Origin of the sequence: Haloarcula sp. R1-2 (assembly GCF_011627385.1) — an archaeon.
Taxonomy (GTDB): domain Archaea; phylum Halobacteriota; class Halobacteria; order Halobacteriales; family Haloarculaceae; genus Haloarcula; species Haloarcula marismortui.
In genome coordinates this window covers 494,264-507,456 of record NZ_JAANTG010000002.1, presented here as the reverse complement: position 1 = coordinate 507,456, position 13,193 = coordinate 494,264, and the positions used below count along the sequence as shown (strand labels likewise).

Annotated in this window: 16 protein-coding genes; 10 read left to right on the top strand and 6 right to left on the bottom strand. The window is 62.3% G+C overall.

Going from position 1 to position 13,193, the window contains the following annotated elements:
* Positions 1 to 190: 190 nt before the first annotated feature.
* Positions 191 to 724, top strand: coding sequence for a 50S ribosomal protein L16 (locus tag G9C82_RS10705; RefSeq protein ID WP_007189393.1), 534 nt, complete (start codon positions 191 to 193; stop codon positions 722 to 724).
* 237 nt (positions 725 to 961) lie between these two features.
* Entirely contained in the window at positions 962 to 1,159 is a 198-nt protein-coding gene (locus tag G9C82_RS10700) for a hypothetical protein (RefSeq protein WP_004959030.1), read from the top strand.
* Between the two features lie 57 nt (positions 1,160 to 1,216).
* Here the strand turns inward: G9C82_RS10700 and G9C82_RS10695 are convergent, their stop codons facing one another.
* Positions 1,217 to 1,648, bottom strand: coding sequence for a universal stress protein (locus G9C82_RS10695; RefSeq protein WP_127014072.1), 432 nt, complete (start codon positions 1,646 to 1,648; stop codon positions 1,217 to 1,219).
* A 176-nt stretch (positions 1,649 to 1,824) separates the two neighbouring features.
* Between G9C82_RS10695 and G9C82_RS10690 the strand changes: the two genes are divergently transcribed.
* Positions 1,825 to 2,688 carry a RimK family alpha-L-glutamate ligase gene (locus G9C82_RS10690; protein WP_127014071.1) on the top strand — a complete coding sequence of 288 codons (864 nt, stop codon included), beginning with the start codon at positions 1,825 to 1,827 and terminating at the stop codon, positions 2,686 to 2,688.
* Between the two features lie 51 nt (positions 2,689 to 2,739).
* On the opposite strand, the gene G9C82_RS10685 is transcribed toward G9C82_RS10690, so the two are convergent.
* Complete coding sequence (locus G9C82_RS10685; protein WP_127014070.1) at positions 2,740 to 3,126, bottom strand: Hsp20/alpha crystallin family protein; 387 nt, start codon at positions 3,124 to 3,126, stop codon at positions 2,740 to 2,742.
* 201 nt (positions 3,127 to 3,327) lie between these two features.
* Here G9C82_RS10685 and gap point away from each other — a divergent pair, with 201 nt between their 5' ends.
* Positions 3,328 to 4,332: a type I glyceraldehyde-3-phosphate dehydrogenase gene (gene gap, locus G9C82_RS10680; protein ID WP_127014069.1), complete on the top strand. Its 1,005-nt coding sequence runs from the start codon at positions 3,328 to 3,330 to the stop codon at positions 4,330 to 4,332.
* Positions 4,333 to 4,673: 341 nt separating this feature from the next.
* Positions 4,674 to 5,876, top strand: coding sequence for a phosphoglycerate kinase (locus G9C82_RS10675; protein ID WP_127014068.1), 1,203 nt, complete (start codon positions 4,674 to 4,676; stop codon positions 5,874 to 5,876).
* On the opposite strand, the gene G9C82_RS10670 is transcribed toward G9C82_RS10675, so the two are convergent.
* On the bottom strand, positions 5,873 to 6,019 hold the full coding sequence (locus G9C82_RS10670) for a hypothetical protein (RefSeq protein ID WP_004959040.1): 147 nt from the start codon (positions 6,017 to 6,019) through the stop codon (positions 5,873 to 5,875). The two genes, G9C82_RS10675 and G9C82_RS10670, sit on opposite strands and share 4 nt — an antisense overlap.
* Positions 6,020 to 6,147: 128 nt before the next feature.
* Here G9C82_RS10670 and G9C82_RS10665 point away from each other — a divergent pair, with 128 nt between their 5' ends.
* Entirely contained in the window at positions 6,148 to 6,726 is a 579-nt protein-coding gene (locus tag G9C82_RS10665; RefSeq protein ID WP_007189397.1) for a riboflavin synthase, read from the top strand.
* On the opposite strand, the gene G9C82_RS10660 is transcribed toward G9C82_RS10665, so the two are convergent.
* Complete coding sequence (locus tag G9C82_RS10660) at positions 6,723 to 7,757, bottom strand: PrsW family intramembrane metalloprotease (RefSeq protein WP_127014067.1); 1,035 nt, start codon at positions 7,755 to 7,757, stop codon at positions 6,723 to 6,725. The two genes, G9C82_RS10665 and G9C82_RS10660, sit on opposite strands and share 4 nt — an antisense overlap.
* A gap of 165 nt (positions 7,758 to 7,922) precedes the next feature.
* Between G9C82_RS10660 and pdxT the strand changes: the two genes are divergently transcribed.
* The 3 genes from pdxT (at position 7,923) to G9C82_RS10645 (ending at position 10,850) form a co-directional block, all read left to right on the top strand.
* Positions 7,923 to 8,516: a pyridoxal 5'-phosphate synthase glutaminase subunit PdxT gene (gene pdxT, locus G9C82_RS10655; RefSeq protein WP_127014066.1), complete on the top strand. Its 594-nt coding sequence runs from the start codon at positions 7,923 to 7,925 to the stop codon at positions 8,514 to 8,516.
* 36 nt (positions 8,517 to 8,552) lie between these two features.
* A complete protein-coding gene (hisE, locus tag G9C82_RS10650) occupies positions 8,553 to 8,849 on the top strand; it encodes a phosphoribosyl-ATP diphosphatase (protein ID WP_127014065.1) in 297 nt (98 codons plus the stop codon).
* A 63-nt stretch (positions 8,850 to 8,912) separates the two neighbouring features.
* A complete protein-coding gene (locus tag G9C82_RS10645) occupies positions 8,913 to 10,850 on the top strand; it encodes a response regulator (protein WP_127014064.1) in 1,938 nt (645 codons plus the stop codon).
* A gap of 20 nt (positions 10,851 to 10,870) precedes the next feature.
* Here the strand turns inward: G9C82_RS10645 and G9C82_RS10640 are convergent, their stop codons facing one another.
* The gene (locus G9C82_RS10640; RefSeq protein WP_004959051.1) at positions 10,871 to 11,188 is read right to left on the bottom strand and encodes an ASCH domain-containing protein; all 318 of its coding nucleotides are present in this window, start codon (positions 11,186 to 11,188) and stop codon (positions 10,871 to 10,873) included.
* A 94-nt stretch (positions 11,189 to 11,282) separates the two neighbouring features.
* Here G9C82_RS10640 and G9C82_RS10635 point away from each other — a divergent pair, with 94 nt between their 5' ends.
* Entirely contained in the window at positions 11,283 to 12,278 is a 996-nt protein-coding gene (locus tag G9C82_RS10635) for a GTPase (protein WP_127014063.1), read from the top strand.
* A 178-nt stretch (positions 12,279 to 12,456) separates the two neighbouring features.
* Here the strand turns inward: G9C82_RS10635 and G9C82_RS10630 are convergent, their stop codons facing one another.
* Positions 12,457 to 13,167, bottom strand: coding sequence for an SIMPL domain-containing protein (locus G9C82_RS10630; protein ID WP_007189400.1), 711 nt, complete (start codon positions 13,165 to 13,167; stop codon positions 12,457 to 12,459).
* Between the last annotated feature and the right edge of the window lie 26 nt (positions 13,168 to 13,193).

The following is a 13,193-nucleotide window of genomic DNA, read 5'->3' as shown; positions in this document are numbered from 1 at the left end:
AAAAGAACGCGGTGACAGCGGTGTTACCAGAACACACTGACACCCACACGGACAGCAAACTGCCGACACAGCCATCACAGCAACGGCCAGTTTGGGCCCGCTCACGGTTGTGTGGGACACACCAGCACGCCGCCGGGCGGGTTCGAAGCCCTTATTGGGCCGCTCGGCGACGTATTCTCCAAGAGTACCTATGTCGGACAAACCCGCCTCAATGTACCGGGACATCGACAAGCCCGCGTACACCCGACGCGAATACATCACAGGCATTCCCGGGTCGAAGATCGCACAGCACAAGATGGGCCGTAAACAGAAGGACGCCGACGATTACCCCGTCCAGATCAGCCTCATCGTCGAGGAGACTGTCCAGCTCCGTCACGGCTCGCTGGAGGCCTCCCGCCTGTCGGCCAACCGCCACTTGATCAAGGAGCTCGGCGAAGAGGGTGACTACAAGATGACGCTGCGGAAGTTCCCTCACCAGGTCCTGCGCGAGAACAAGCAGGCGACCGGTGCCGGGGCCGACCGTGTCTCCGACGGGATGCGTGCCGCCTTCGGGAAGATCGTCGGCACCGCCGCCCGCGTTCAGGCCGGCGAACAGCTGTTCACCGCCTACTGTAACGTCGAAGACGCAGAGCACGTCAAGGAAGCGTTCCGCCGTGCCTACAACAAGATCACTCCTTCTTGCCGCATCAAGGTCGAGCGCGGCGAAGAGCTGCTGATTGCGTAAGTCAATCAGCAACGGCCACTCGCCGTTCGCAGAACGTGGCGAAGAACTGCGTACCGCGTAAGTCGGACAGCGGTGTTTTCTTGCCTTCACAGGCGGGACAACCGCCCCGGCCTCGTTTTTCCGCGTCGCTCCAAAGAGTCCCATCCCAGTCGCTGGATAACGCAGTCGTAGCCGCGGTCTTGTTGTATGTTACCAGCACCCACAATACTCTTGGACCCGTCCAGCGTACCATCACGTATGGCGTTCCGACTCGCACTCCTGGTTCTTGGCGTCCTCGAACTGCTCCGGCCCCGGAAAGTCGTCGACTTCTGGATGGGGCTTGCAACGACAAACGGCGACGAGATAGACCTGCGCCCGTGGGTGTACAGCGCCGCCCGGGTCGAGGGCGCGCTCCTCGTGCTGTGGGTACTCCGACGAAGTCGTAGCGGCGAGTGACTCAGCAGAACGGCCCGCCACACCACACGGGTGACCGGCGCTGCTAGCGGGTGCCCGCTACGTATTGCCGGACAGTCGGACCGTCAACACCGGCGCGTCCGCCGTCCGAACAACTTTCTCGGTGACGCTCCCCAGCAGAAACCGATCCAGACCGCTCCGCCCGTGGGTTCCCATAACGATTATATCGACACCCGCCGTCTCGGCGTAGTCGATAATCTCCTCATAGGGGTCGCCCATTCGGTGCTCGGCAACAACGGCCGCGCCGTGGGCGGCGATATCGTCGATAGTCTCGTCGATGACCTGCTCGGTCTGTTCCTGCAGCGATTCGATGGTCGTTGCTTCTGCCGCGGCGCTCCCGAGATACGTCGAATCGACGACAGAGAGCACGTGAATCGTCGCGTCGTGCGTCGCTGCCAGTTCGAGCGCGTGTGCGAGCGCCTCGTCTGCGCCGTCACTCCCATCTGTCGGAAAGAGGATATCATCGTACACGCGTGGCCTATTCTCCCCAATATACTTAGTATTTGTCTGACAATTTTGAAGATAGTTGTATATTCATCCACTCTACCCGCTATTCTGTGGATTGTGGCGGTCGGAACGAGGCGCGCGACAGGGCCTCGACTGTGTGGCTGCGAGCGTATTTTATCTCTCCACGACAACGAAAAGCCATGCACAGGCTGGCCGTCGCCACGAACGCCGAGACTTTCGAGCGGATGCAGGCCCCGCTGGCGGCCCGGGATATTGAGGTGGGCCACGTCGAAACGGCCGAGCGGACGCTGCCGCTTGATGAGAGCCCCTTCGACGAATACGACGTAGGCTTCGTCTATCCCTCCCGAATCATGGAGGGAGCGGTCGCCGACGCCATGCTGGACGTGCCGTGGGTCAACGACCGCGAGGCCATCCTCCGCTCACGAAACAAGGCCGACGTACTGGCGCGCCTCGGCCGTGCGGACGTACCCGTTCCCAAGACCGTCGTGGTGTCGAACCCGGCGAGTGAGGCCGAGCTGACCGCGGCGTTCGAGCGGTTCGACCCGCCCGTGGTCGTGAAGCCGAACTCGACGACCCGCGGCGTCGGCGTCGCAAAGGCCCACGACCTGGATTCGTTTCTCGGCATCGTCGACTACCTCGACCTGGTCCACGACTACCGCGCGGTCGGCGACCAGTCGTTTCTCGTGCAGGAGTACATCGCCGACGCTGCCGACTACCGCGTGATGGTCGTCGACGGTGAGTACGTCGGGGCGGTCGAGCGCCGCCTCCCCGAAGCGAGCCGCGAGCAGGGCCGGTGGAAGCACAACGTCCACCGCGGGGCCGAAGCTGAAGGGCAGGCACTACCAGCAGCGCTGCGGGAACTAGCCGAAGACGCGGCCGACGAGCTGGCGATTCCGTACCTCGGCGTCGACCTGCTGGTAACCGAGAACCGTGCAGTAGTCAACGAGACGAACGCCCGCCCGACGATCGACTCGGCAACGAAGTACGAGGACGGCTTCTGGGACGACCTGACGGCGTTGATACGGCAAACAGCGGAGCAGTAGCGAAGCGAGTGCGCTGTTCTCAGTTTAAAAACAGACGGTGTACTGTGCGCGCTACAGTTCGATGTCCGCGGAGTCCTCTTCGGGGTCGAAGGTGACTTCGAGGATACCGTTGTTGTACGTCGCGGCGGCGGAGTGTTCGTCGACGCGGGTCGGTAGGGTCAGTCGTTCGTGGTACTCGCGCTCCGGACTTTCGGCGTTGATCGTGAGGACAGTGCCGTCGCACTTGAGGTCGATCGCGTCCTTGTTGACACCCGGAACGTCAGCGACGACCCGGATCTCCTCGTCGGTTTCGTGAACGTCGACGTGGAGGTCGGCCCCACCGCCACCGGTGTCCCGGTCGATATGGACGTCACCTTCGGCCCCCATCATCTCGTCCATCATCCGCTCTATTTCCCGAAAGAACTCGTCGAACGGGTCGTCACTGTCATCGCGTCTCATTCCTATAGGTCAGTACGTCCGTCCGTTTCAAAAGCCTTCGGACGAACCTAGTCCATGTTAGCTGACACTGTCGAGGGGACACTCTCAGTCGGGCTAGCATCATCACTATTAATCATTCGCGCCCGAACACGCATAAACAAACACAAATTTACAACAAATCCGAAAACATTTTACACTGACCGACTGCCTCTCTAGACACCAATGAGTAAGCCAGTCCGCGTCGGCCTCAACGGCTTCGGCCGTATCGGCCGCAACGTATTCCGCGCATCGTTACACAACGACGACGTCGAGATCGTCGGTATCAACGACGTCATGGACGATTCCGAGATCGATTACTTCGCCCAGTACGACACCGTCATGGGCGAACTCGAAGGGGCCAGCGTCGACGACGGCGTCCTCACAGTCGAGGGCACCGACTTCGAGGCAGGCATCTTCCACGAGACCGATCCCACACAGCTCCCATGGGAGGACCTTGACGTTGACGTGGCCTTCGAGGCGACCGGCATCTTCCGCACCAAGGAGGACGCGAGCCAGCATCTCGACGCCGGGGCCGACAAGGTCCTCATCTCCGCCCCGCCGAAGGGCGACGAGCCGGTCAAACAGCTCGTCTACGGCGTCAACCACGACGAGTACGACGGCGAGGATGTCGTCTCGAACGCCTCCTGTACGACCAACTCCATCACGCCGGTCGCGAAGGTCCTCGACGAGGAGTTCGGTATCAACGCCGGCCAGCTGACGACGGTCCACGCCTACACCGGCTCCCAGAACCTGATGGACGGTCCGAACGGCAAACCCCGTCGTCGCCGCGCGGCTGCCGAGAACATCATCCCGACCTCCACCGGTGCCGCGCAGGCGACCACCGAGGTCCTGCCGGAACTTGAGGGCAAACTCGACGGGATGGCTATTCGCGTCCCGGTACCGAACGGCTCCATCACCGAGTTCGTCGTCGACCTCGACGAGGACGTGACGGAGAGCGACGTCAACGCTGCTTTCGAGGAGGCCGCCGTCGGCGAACTCGAAGGCGTGCTGGGCGTCACGAGTGACGACGTCGTTTCCTCCGACATCCTCGGGGACCCGTACTCCACGCAGGTCGACCTGCAGTCGACGAACGTCGTCTCCGGGATGACGAAGATTCTCACCTGGTACGACAACGAGTACGGCTTCTCGAACCGGATGCTCGACGTGGCCGAGTACATCACAGAGTAGTCGTCACCCGGCCGTTTTATTCAGGAACTGGTCAAAATAGAAGAAAAGTTTATCACGATTGTTCACAAACCATCTTGATACACACAGAGTGTGAATCAGTCCCACACAACTGGCAGGCTCTGTGTGTCGGCAAAGTCAGCCGTATCCGCAGTCGGCAGCCCGTGACCCACAGTTGGGCACAGCGGACGCGGAATCCCCACCCACTCCCACCCCATCCCTTCTCTCCCGTTCCGAGTCAGTATCCGAGACAGAAGGTGTAGTGACGGTATCGCTCGGCCGGGCGAACCGGCCGCTATCGGACTCGGAAACCGTTAAGCGGACGGCAGGTTACCTCCCGAGTGATGACCTTCCAGACGCTCGACGACCTCGACGACGGACAGCGCGTCCTCGTTCGCCTCGACCTCAATTCACCGGTAGAGGACGGCACGGTACAGGACAATCGACGGTTCGACCGCCACGCGGAGACGGTCAGCGAACTCGTCGACCGTGGGTTCGAGGTCGCGGTGCTGGCCCATCAGGGCCGCCCGGGCCGCGACGACTTCGTCTCGCTTGCGCAACACGCCGAGATCCTCGCCGACCATATCGACCACGACGTTGACTTCGTCGACGAGACCTACGGGCCACAGGCGATTCACGACATCGCTGACCTCGACGGCGGCGACGTACTCGTGCTTGAGAACACGCGGATGTGCGACGATGAACTGCCCGAGGAAAACCCCGAAGTCAAATCACAGACAGAGTTCGTCCAGACGTTGAAAGACGAGTTCGACGCATACATCAACGACGCCTACTCTGCGGCCCACCGCTCACACGCCTCACTCGTCGGCTTCCCGCTGGTGATGGACGCCTACGCTGGCCGCGTGATGGAAACCGAGTACGAGGCCAATACCGCCATCGCCGAGAAGGAGTTCGACGGGCAGGTGACGATGGTCGTCGGCGGAACGAAGGCAACGGACGTTATCGACGTGATGACCCACCTCGATGAGAAGGTCGACGACTTCCTGCTCGGCGGTATCGCCGGGGAGCTGTTCCTGCGGGCCGCTGGCTACCCGGTCGGCTACGACATCGACGACGCGAATCTCTACGACGAGCAGTGGGAGGCAAACAGCGAGAAAATCGAGTCCATGCTCGAAGACCACCGCGACCAGATCACGCTCGCGGTCGATCTAGCCTACGAAGACGACGGTGACCGCGCCGAGCAGGCCGTCGACGACATCGAGGAGAAGAGCGTTTCCTACCTCGACGTTGGGAGCGAGACGGTCATGGAGTACTCACCGATCATCCGCGACTCCGAGGCCGTCTTCGTGAAGGGCGCACTGGGGATGTTCGAAGACGAGCGGTTCTCGGTCGGCACCGCCGGCGTCCTCGAAGCCATTGCCGACACCGACTGCTTCTCCGTCGTCGGCGGCGGCGACACTTCGCGAGCTATCGAGATGTACGGGATGGAAGAGGACGAGTTCGGCCACGTCTCTATCGCGGGCGGGGCCTACATCCGGGCACTGACCGGCGCGGAACTGGTCGGCGTCGAAGTGCTGCAGCGTTAACTTCGGCCTTTCGTCTCAGCGTGTCGCAGGTCCCAGTCCTCGGTTAGTTCGTCGGGCACCTCGACGATCCGACCGGTTTCGGTCGGCTCCGTCCGTGCGTGACGGGTCGTCCAGTTGTGGTCAGCGTTAGGCGTGGCTGCCATACACCGCGTTACCAGCGGCGAGTGTAAATTCCTTCTGCAAAATTAGCGTAAATAATTACTCGATTCCGGGTCTATGTTACGTCTCCGGGAAGCGAAGTGCTTTCCGCCAGCCGCGCCGTATCTGGGGTATGTTCACCGGAATCGTCGAGACGACCGGCGAGGTGCAGGCGGTTATTGACGACGAAGGCGGGCGCCGGATGCGGATCGGCGCGCCGTTCGAGGGACTCGACCACGGCCAGTCGATCAGCGTCAGCGGCGTCTGTCTCACCGTCGAGAAGGCGGCTGACGGGGAGTGGTTCGAGGTGTTTCTCGCCCAGGAAACCCTCGCCCGGACGTTCTTCGATGATCTCGACGGTGGTGACCAGGTGAATCTTGAGCGGGCGATGCCCGCCGACGGCCGGTTCGACGGCCACATCGTGCAGGGCCATGTCGATACGACGGCCGAAATCGTCGGTATCGAGCAGGAAGGCGAGGACTGGACGTTCACGTTCTCCCTACCCGAGGCCCATCGGAACTATCTGGTTCAAAAAGGGTCGATAACAGTCGACGGCATCAGTCTCACCGTCGCCGACCGTCGCTCCGAAGAGTTCGATGTGGCGATCATCCCGACGACGTACGCCGAGACGACGCTGTCGGAGAAGTCGGTCGGCGATCCGGTACATCTGGAGGTCGACGTGGTCGCAAAGTACGTCGAACAGCTTGCTTAAGGGTCGAACTCAGTCTGTTCCGGGCGAAGCTCGGTCTCGTCCGGGTCCTCGTGAGCACGAGTGTACGCCTGCCGATAGGCGCGAACCTTTTTCAGCAACAGGAGGCCGAAGATCGAGTCGTACACGATGACGAAGCCGAAGAACGCGACGAGGAAGTCAACGTTGTATATGGTCGCCGCAATGGCCGTAACTGGGCCAGCTAACGTGTTGTAGACGGCGTGGATGACAGAGGCGATGAGCAGCCCTTTCAGGACAATCGGGCCGGCGTCGTCCGGATTGAACTTGGCCAGGCCGAGGTAGTAGCCGGCGAAGGCCGAGTAGATGACGTGGCCCGGGCCCGCGAGCGCTCTGACCGCAGTGATGTCGCTGCTGGCGGCGAGTAACTCAACAGTCCCGGCGGCCATCTCGGCATTTTGGGTGATATACAGCGCGTTTTCAATAGTCGCAAAGCCAAGACCGGCGGCAGCACCGTACACGGCACCGTCGACGACAGTATCAAAACGCTCGTCACGGAAGGCGTACAGCCGCACCGCGAGCTGTTTCACTGTTTCTTCGACGGGGCCGACAATAAGGAAAAAGAAAAACACCTGTCCGAGAAACGGCACTAGGCCGAACCCGGAGCCGATTGCCTGCACCGGGGTGCCGAAAATACCGTTGAGGATGCCGGCAAAGCCGGCAAATAGCACGCCCAGCAGGAATGTCCCCACGAGCAGCGTCAGCGGCTCCGGCGTGGTCACGTCAGCGTAGTAGATGTAGGCCGCGAGTCCGAGCGCCGGCACGGCGGAGAGAATCGCCATCCCAGCAAACAACGGCTGGTCGCCGACTGCGCCGAGGCTCCCGAACGCCACCTGCAAGAGGAGAATCAGAATGGCCGCAACGATGACCAGATACCGCAGGGTTCGTATTCCGATATGGTAGAGCCAGTGGGCGAACCGGTCCAGTGTCGACCGGGGCTCCCAAGTCGATATCTCATAGAGATCAGCAGACCCGTCAGCGTTTGCCTCGACCGGGTCCTGCCGTCGCTTTCCCATGTCTCACGTCTGCATCCCGTCTCACCTAACCGTTTGGTTCGGGTATAACCAAGGAGCACTGGGCGGCGGGAGCGACGATACGGTGCTCAGTCAGGACACCCCCTGCCGGAACGGACACTTGCAGGAGACGAGAGGCTTTTCGCACGGGGCCACCAACAGGGACACATGACGCTACGCGCGGGTGTACTCGCGGTTCAGGGCGATGTCTCTGAACACGGGGACGCAATCGAGCGGGCAGCAGCGGCCCACGACCGGACCGCGGAGGTCGTTGAGATACGCGAGGCGGGACTGGTCCCGGACTGCGATGTCCTGTTGCTACCGGGCGGGGAATCCACCACGATTTCGCGGCTCATCCACCGCGAAGGCATCGCAGAGGAAATCGAGTCCCACGTCAAGGCGGGCAAGCCGGTACTGGCGACGTGTGCCGGGCTCATCGTCAGCGCGACCGACGCACAGGACGACCGCGTCGACACACTGAATGTCATCGACGTCTCCGTCGAACGCAACGCCTTCGGTCGACAGCGGGACAGCTTCGAAGCCCCGCTTGACGTGACCGGGCTCAACGAATCATTCCCGGCGGTGTTCATCCGCGCACCAGTCATCGACTACGTGGGCGAGGATGTCGAAGTGCTGGCGACGTGGGACGACCGCCCGGTCGCGGTCCGTGACGGGCCGGTCGTCGGCACGTCGTTCCACCCCGAACTGACCGAGGACCCGCGCATCCATGATCTGGCCTTTTTCGACTCCGTGGAGTCGTAGCGACGGCCTGAAGGCCCCGCTGACCGAACGACGGCTATGAGCGACGACACCGGCGACGTTATCGACGAACTGTTCGCTGTCATCGAGGACCGCAAGGCGAACCTTCCCGAAGACTCCTACACGGCGTCGCTGTTCACCCACGAGAAGGGCGAAAACGCCGTTCTGGAGAAGCTCGGCGAAGAGACCACGGAACTGATTCTGGCGGCGAAAGACGACGATACCGAAGAGCTCGCCCACGAATCGGCCGATATCGTCTATCATCTGCTCGTCCTACTGTCGATGAAGGAGATGGATGTCGACGATTTGCGGGCGGAACTGGCAAAGCGACGATAGGACCCCCTCTCGTCAGGTTCACCGCACGACAGATTGACACTAACACGGTGCATATCATGGTGTATGGGCCATGTGGTGTCGGGCGTTACAGTCCTCTGTGTCGATGACGAACCATCGTACGCCGACCTCATTGCGACACATCTCGAACGCAACGACGAGCTAATCGACGCTACCGGGGTCACGAGCGCTACGGACGGGCTGTCGTATCTGGACGAGCACAACGTGGACTGCATCATCAGTGACTACGATATGCCCGGTACCGACGGACTGGAGTTTCTAGAAACGGTCCGCGCCAGAGACCCGGACATGCCGTTTCTACTGTTTACAAGTCAGGGGAGTGAGGCGCTTGCGAGCGAGGCAGTCTCGGCCGGTGTCACCGATTACATTCAAAAATCGCACGGGACCCAGCAGTACGCCGTCCTCGCGAAGCGAGTCCGAAACGCGGTCGAGCGAGTCAGAGCGAAAGCGACGGCCGACGCCACACAGGCACGGACGAAACGGATTCTCGACGCAACGAGCGATGCGGTCCTCGTCAGCGTCGCCGACACCGTCGTGTACGCGAACCCGGCGGCAGTTGATCTGTTCAGTGCCGCCGACAGCGACGAACTCCGCGACCGGCCGCTGACTGACCTCGTTGAACCGACGGCTGACGGCGGAGTCGAGACCGTCGAACGCGTCGTCGAGGACGACCAAACGGCTGGCCAGGCCAGACGGATGATACGGACGCTGGCCGGCAACAGCGTCCAAGCCAGCATCACAGCGTGTGACGTGACCTGGGACGGCGACGACGGCACAGTGTCGGTCATCAGCGACCGAAGCGATACTGACGAGCGCGAGCATCGACTCGAAGCGCTACACGAGGCCACCCGGCACTTGATGGCCGCCGAAGTCCACAACGAAGTCGCCGGTATCGGTGTCAACGCTGCCGCAGAGATTATCGGACTTGACGCAAACGCCGTCCACCTCATCAACGATGACGGGCAGTTAGAACCCGTCGCCGCGACCGCGTCGGCTCGGGAGTTGGTCGGTGATATCCCAACGTTCGAGCAGGGCAACAGCATCGCCTGGCGGGTGTACGAACGTGGCGAGGCGACTGCAGTTCCAGACGTGCGGCTGGAAGAGGATGTGCAGAACCCCGAGACGCCGATACGCAGCGAGCTATATCTGCCACTGGGGGAACACGGCCTTCTCATCGCCGCATCGGCGACTGTCGACGCTTTCAACGAATCAGACATTGTCGCTGGACGGGTCCTCGCGGCAAACATGGAGGCGGCCCTCGCCGCCGTTGAGCGCGATAAACAGCTCCGTGACCGTGAGCAGGAACTGTCGACGCAAAACGACCGTCTGGAACAGTTCGCAACAGTCGTCAGTCACGACCTTCGCAACCCTCTGAACGTCGCTATCGGCCGGCTGGGAGCGCTGAAAGAGGAGTGTGACGACGACAACATCGCTGCGATAGAACAGGCACTCGACCGGATGCAGGCGTTGATAGACGACCTCCTGTTGCTGGCCCGGACCGGCGACAGCATCGCGGAGGTGGAAACGGTGGCACTGGCGACAGCAGCCAGGGACTGCTGGGAGGTCGTCGAGACCGGCGACGCGACGCTGGTGGTCGACACTGACCGCAAGGTACAGGCAGACATGACGCGGCTCAAACAGCTGCTGGAGAACCTGCTCCGAAACGCCATAGAGCACAGCGCTGCGGACAGTCGGAGGCAGTCCAGCGAGACCGACAAGCACGGGAGTCCGGGCGTGACGGTGACGATTAGTGAGATTCCGGGTGGGTTCGCTGTCTCGGATGATGGCCCGGGAATCCCCGACGCCGACCGGGAGACGGTGTTCGAAAGCGGCTACTCAACGGCGACTGACGGCACCGGATTCGGACTCTCGATAGTCTCACAGATCGCCGCTGCGCATGGCTGGACAGTCACCCTCACTGAAAGCGATGCCGGCGGCGCATGCTTCGAGTTTACTGGCGTCGACGTGGTGTCGGAAGAATAGGGCGTTCAGTCGTCGGGGCGCTACTCGTCGGCAGGTGCGAACCGATGGCGGACGACCTCGCTGTCGTCGTCCCACTCGAAGCTGCCGTGGACTTTCTTCATCCGGTTCTTGTACGCAGCGAGGTCTTCCGACCCTTCTCGCTGTGCGTCCTCGTCAGTCATGTCGCCCAGCGTCCGGTGTGTTACGTCTGTCACCTCGAACTCGGTGCCGTCGATCTCGAACGTGTCGCCCTCGTCGGCGTACTGGTGGCCGCGGTGCATCTGAGTGACCCGCCCCTCAGCAGCCATCTGCTGGACGTGGTCGTTGGGCAGAATCTCGCCGGCGTCGATCTGTGCCATGCCGGAACTGTGTCCGGGACGCTCAAAAACGTGACTCGCAACAGTTTGGGGCGCGATTGAACGCGCTTTTACGCTCCGGCCGTCAACGGGACCTATGAGCCATCCCTTCGAGGGTCTGCCGACGACGCCCACTGCCGAGGAGCTCGTGGACAAAGCCTTCTCGCGGGCGTCACGCGCCGGCGGGGCCAAGGACGGGAACGAAGCCCAGCAGTCGATGCTGATGACAGCGTCGAACATCGCCTCCGACAACATGGAGAACGTGGTGACCGCGTGGCCGACGATTGACGACCTCGACCCCTTCTACGTCGAACTCGCCGACGCCGTCGTCGGCGAGGCCTACCCCGCGGACGACGACCCCGGTATCGACGCGCTGAAACAGCACCTTTCGGAGATCTCGTGGGCCGCCGACAAGGTCGTCGAGATCCGTCAGGAGTACGAGAGCCGCGTCGCCCGCGGCGACATCGACACCGCCCGGAAGCTCCGCAAGCAGGCCTTCGCCCGTATCGCCGACGTCGTCGAAGAAGTCGAAGACGACCTCGCCGCTATCTCGACCGCGCACAACGCCCTCAAAGACATCCCCGACATCCGCCCGAACGAGCCAGCCATCGTCGTCGCCGGCTACCCCAACGTCGGTAAGTCGTCGTTCGTCAACCGCGTCACGCGGGCCGACAACGAGATCGCCTCGTATCCCTTCACGACGACGCAGATCCGCGTCGGCCACTTCGAGGACCAGCGTATCCGCTACCAGCTCGTCGACACGCCCGGCCTGCTCGACCGGCCGCCGGAAGACCGCAACGAGATCGAGTCACAGGCCGTGAGCGCGCTCAAACACCTCGCCGACGCGGTCCTCGTGTTTATTGACCCGAGTGGCGAGTGTGGCTATCCGCTCGCGGACCAGCTGGAACTGCGAAACGACATCGAGGCGCGTTTCGACGTGCCCGTGCTGACCATCGCGAACAAGAGCGACCTCTCGACGGACGTCGAGGCTGACCACTACATGAGCGTCACCGAAGACGACAACGTCGACGGCGTGTTGCAGGCCGCTATCGACGCAGTGGATTATGAACTCGAATTGCCGTTTGACGAGTAGCGAGAGGTAGCGAGACGCCTCCCGTTGGTCGGCGTCTCGAAAACTCCGAGCGGGGAGCGCAGCGACCCGCGAGGACTGCTGTCACCGTCGCGAAGACTACGGTCGCCGTCGCGTGTGGTCAGTAACGAGCGGCCGTTTGAAAACACGAACAGGGAGCGGTATAGCGAATCAGAGCGGCTTACTCGAGTTCGTACGTGACACTAACGGAGGCGTCGACAGTGACCTCGCCGGGCTGGATGTTCGTCCGTCCGCCGGCATCGGCGACCATCGCTTCCGCGTACACGACGGGGCGGCCGTGGTTACTGGTCTGGACCGTGACTGCGTCACCGACGGACCGATCCTCCGCAGCGGCGACGACTTCGGCGTCCGTCCGGGCGTTGTCCATAGCAGTCGTCAGCGCTTCTTCACGGGCGTCCTGTCGCGTCTCCTCGCTCAGGGAGTATCGGACGCCCTCGACGCGGTCCGCGCCGGCGTCGACTGCAGCATCGATGAGTGTCCCGGCAGTCGAAACGTTGCTCGTTTCCGCTTCAACGGTGTGAATCGCCACGTAGCCGACCTGTTCGCGACCGTCGCGGCTCTCCTCGTACTCGGGGCGGATCTGGAACCGCGAGGAGGTCACGGTTGCGCCCTCGTCCTCCAGCGCCGACGTGATGGCGTCGGCATCACCGCTGAGATTGTTGCGCGCCGCTTCGGCGGTCTCACCGCGGCCAACGGCGGCAACGGCGACAGTTGCACGGTCGGGCGCGCGTTCGACGGTCGCGTCGGCGTTGACGCTCACAGTGGAATTCGTCGACGGTGCCACAGTTCCAGTGTCTGCGAGTGCGAACCCGACGCCACCGGCGACGAGCAATGTCAGCACACCAGCGATTGCGAGTGGTCGTGATACCATATTGTCGCCGACACACCCAGCGGTAT

What these genes read in the sequence shown, in the direction of transcription:
- G9C82_RS10705 (WP_007189393.1), top strand. Translation starts at nt 191, where the DNA reads ATGTCGGACAAACCCGCCTCAATGTACCGGGACATCGACAAGCCCGCG.
- G9C82_RS10700 (WP_004959030.1), top strand. Translation starts at nt 962, where the DNA reads ATGGCGTTCCGACTCGCACTCCTGGTTCTTGGCGTCCTCGAACTGCTC.
- G9C82_RS10690 (WP_127014071.1), top strand. Translation starts at nt 1,825, where the DNA reads ATGCACAGGCTGGCCGTCGCCACGAACGCCGAGACTTTCGAGCGGATG.
- G9C82_RS10685 (WP_127014070.1), bottom strand. Translation starts at nt 3,126, where the DNA reads ATGAGACGCGATGACAGTGACGACCCGTTCGACGAGTTCTTTCGGGAA.
- gap (WP_127014069.1), top strand. Translation starts at nt 3,328, where the DNA reads ATGAGTAAGCCAGTCCGCGTCGGCCTCAACGGCTTCGGCCGTATCGGC.
- G9C82_RS10675 (WP_127014068.1), top strand. Translation starts at nt 4,674, where the DNA reads ATGACCTTCCAGACGCTCGACGACCTCGACGACGGACAGCGCGTCCTC.
- G9C82_RS10670 (WP_004959040.1), bottom strand. Translation starts at nt 6,019, where the DNA reads ATGGCAGCCACGCCTAACGCTGACCACAACTGGACGACCCGTCACGCA.
- G9C82_RS10665 (WP_007189397.1), top strand. Translation starts at nt 6,148, where the DNA reads ATGTTCACCGGAATCGTCGAGACGACCGGCGAGGTGCAGGCGGTTATT.
- G9C82_RS10660 (WP_127014067.1), bottom strand. Translation starts at nt 7,757, where the DNA reads ATGGGAAAGCGACGGCAGGACCCGGTCGAGGCAAACGCTGACGGGTCT.
- pdxT (WP_127014066.1), top strand. Translation starts at nt 7,923, where the DNA reads ATGACGCTACGCGCGGGTGTACTCGCGGTTCAGGGCGATGTCTCTGAA.
- hisE (WP_127014065.1), top strand. Translation starts at nt 8,553, where the DNA reads ATGAGCGACGACACCGGCGACGTTATCGACGAACTGTTCGCTGTCATC.
- G9C82_RS10645 (WP_127014064.1), top strand. Translation starts at nt 8,913, where the DNA reads ATGGGCCATGTGGTGTCGGGCGTTACAGTCCTCTGTGTCGATGACGAA.
- G9C82_RS10640 (WP_004959051.1), bottom strand. Translation starts at nt 11,188, where the DNA reads ATGGCACAGATCGACGCCGGCGAGATTCTGCCCAACGACCACGTCCAG.
- G9C82_RS10635 (WP_127014063.1), top strand. Translation starts at nt 11,283, where the DNA reads ATGAGCCATCCCTTCGAGGGTCTGCCGACGACGCCCACTGCCGAGGAG.
- G9C82_RS10630 (WP_007189400.1), bottom strand. Translation starts at nt 13,167, where the DNA reads ATGGTATCACGACCACTCGCAATCGCTGGTGTGCTGACATTGCTCGTC.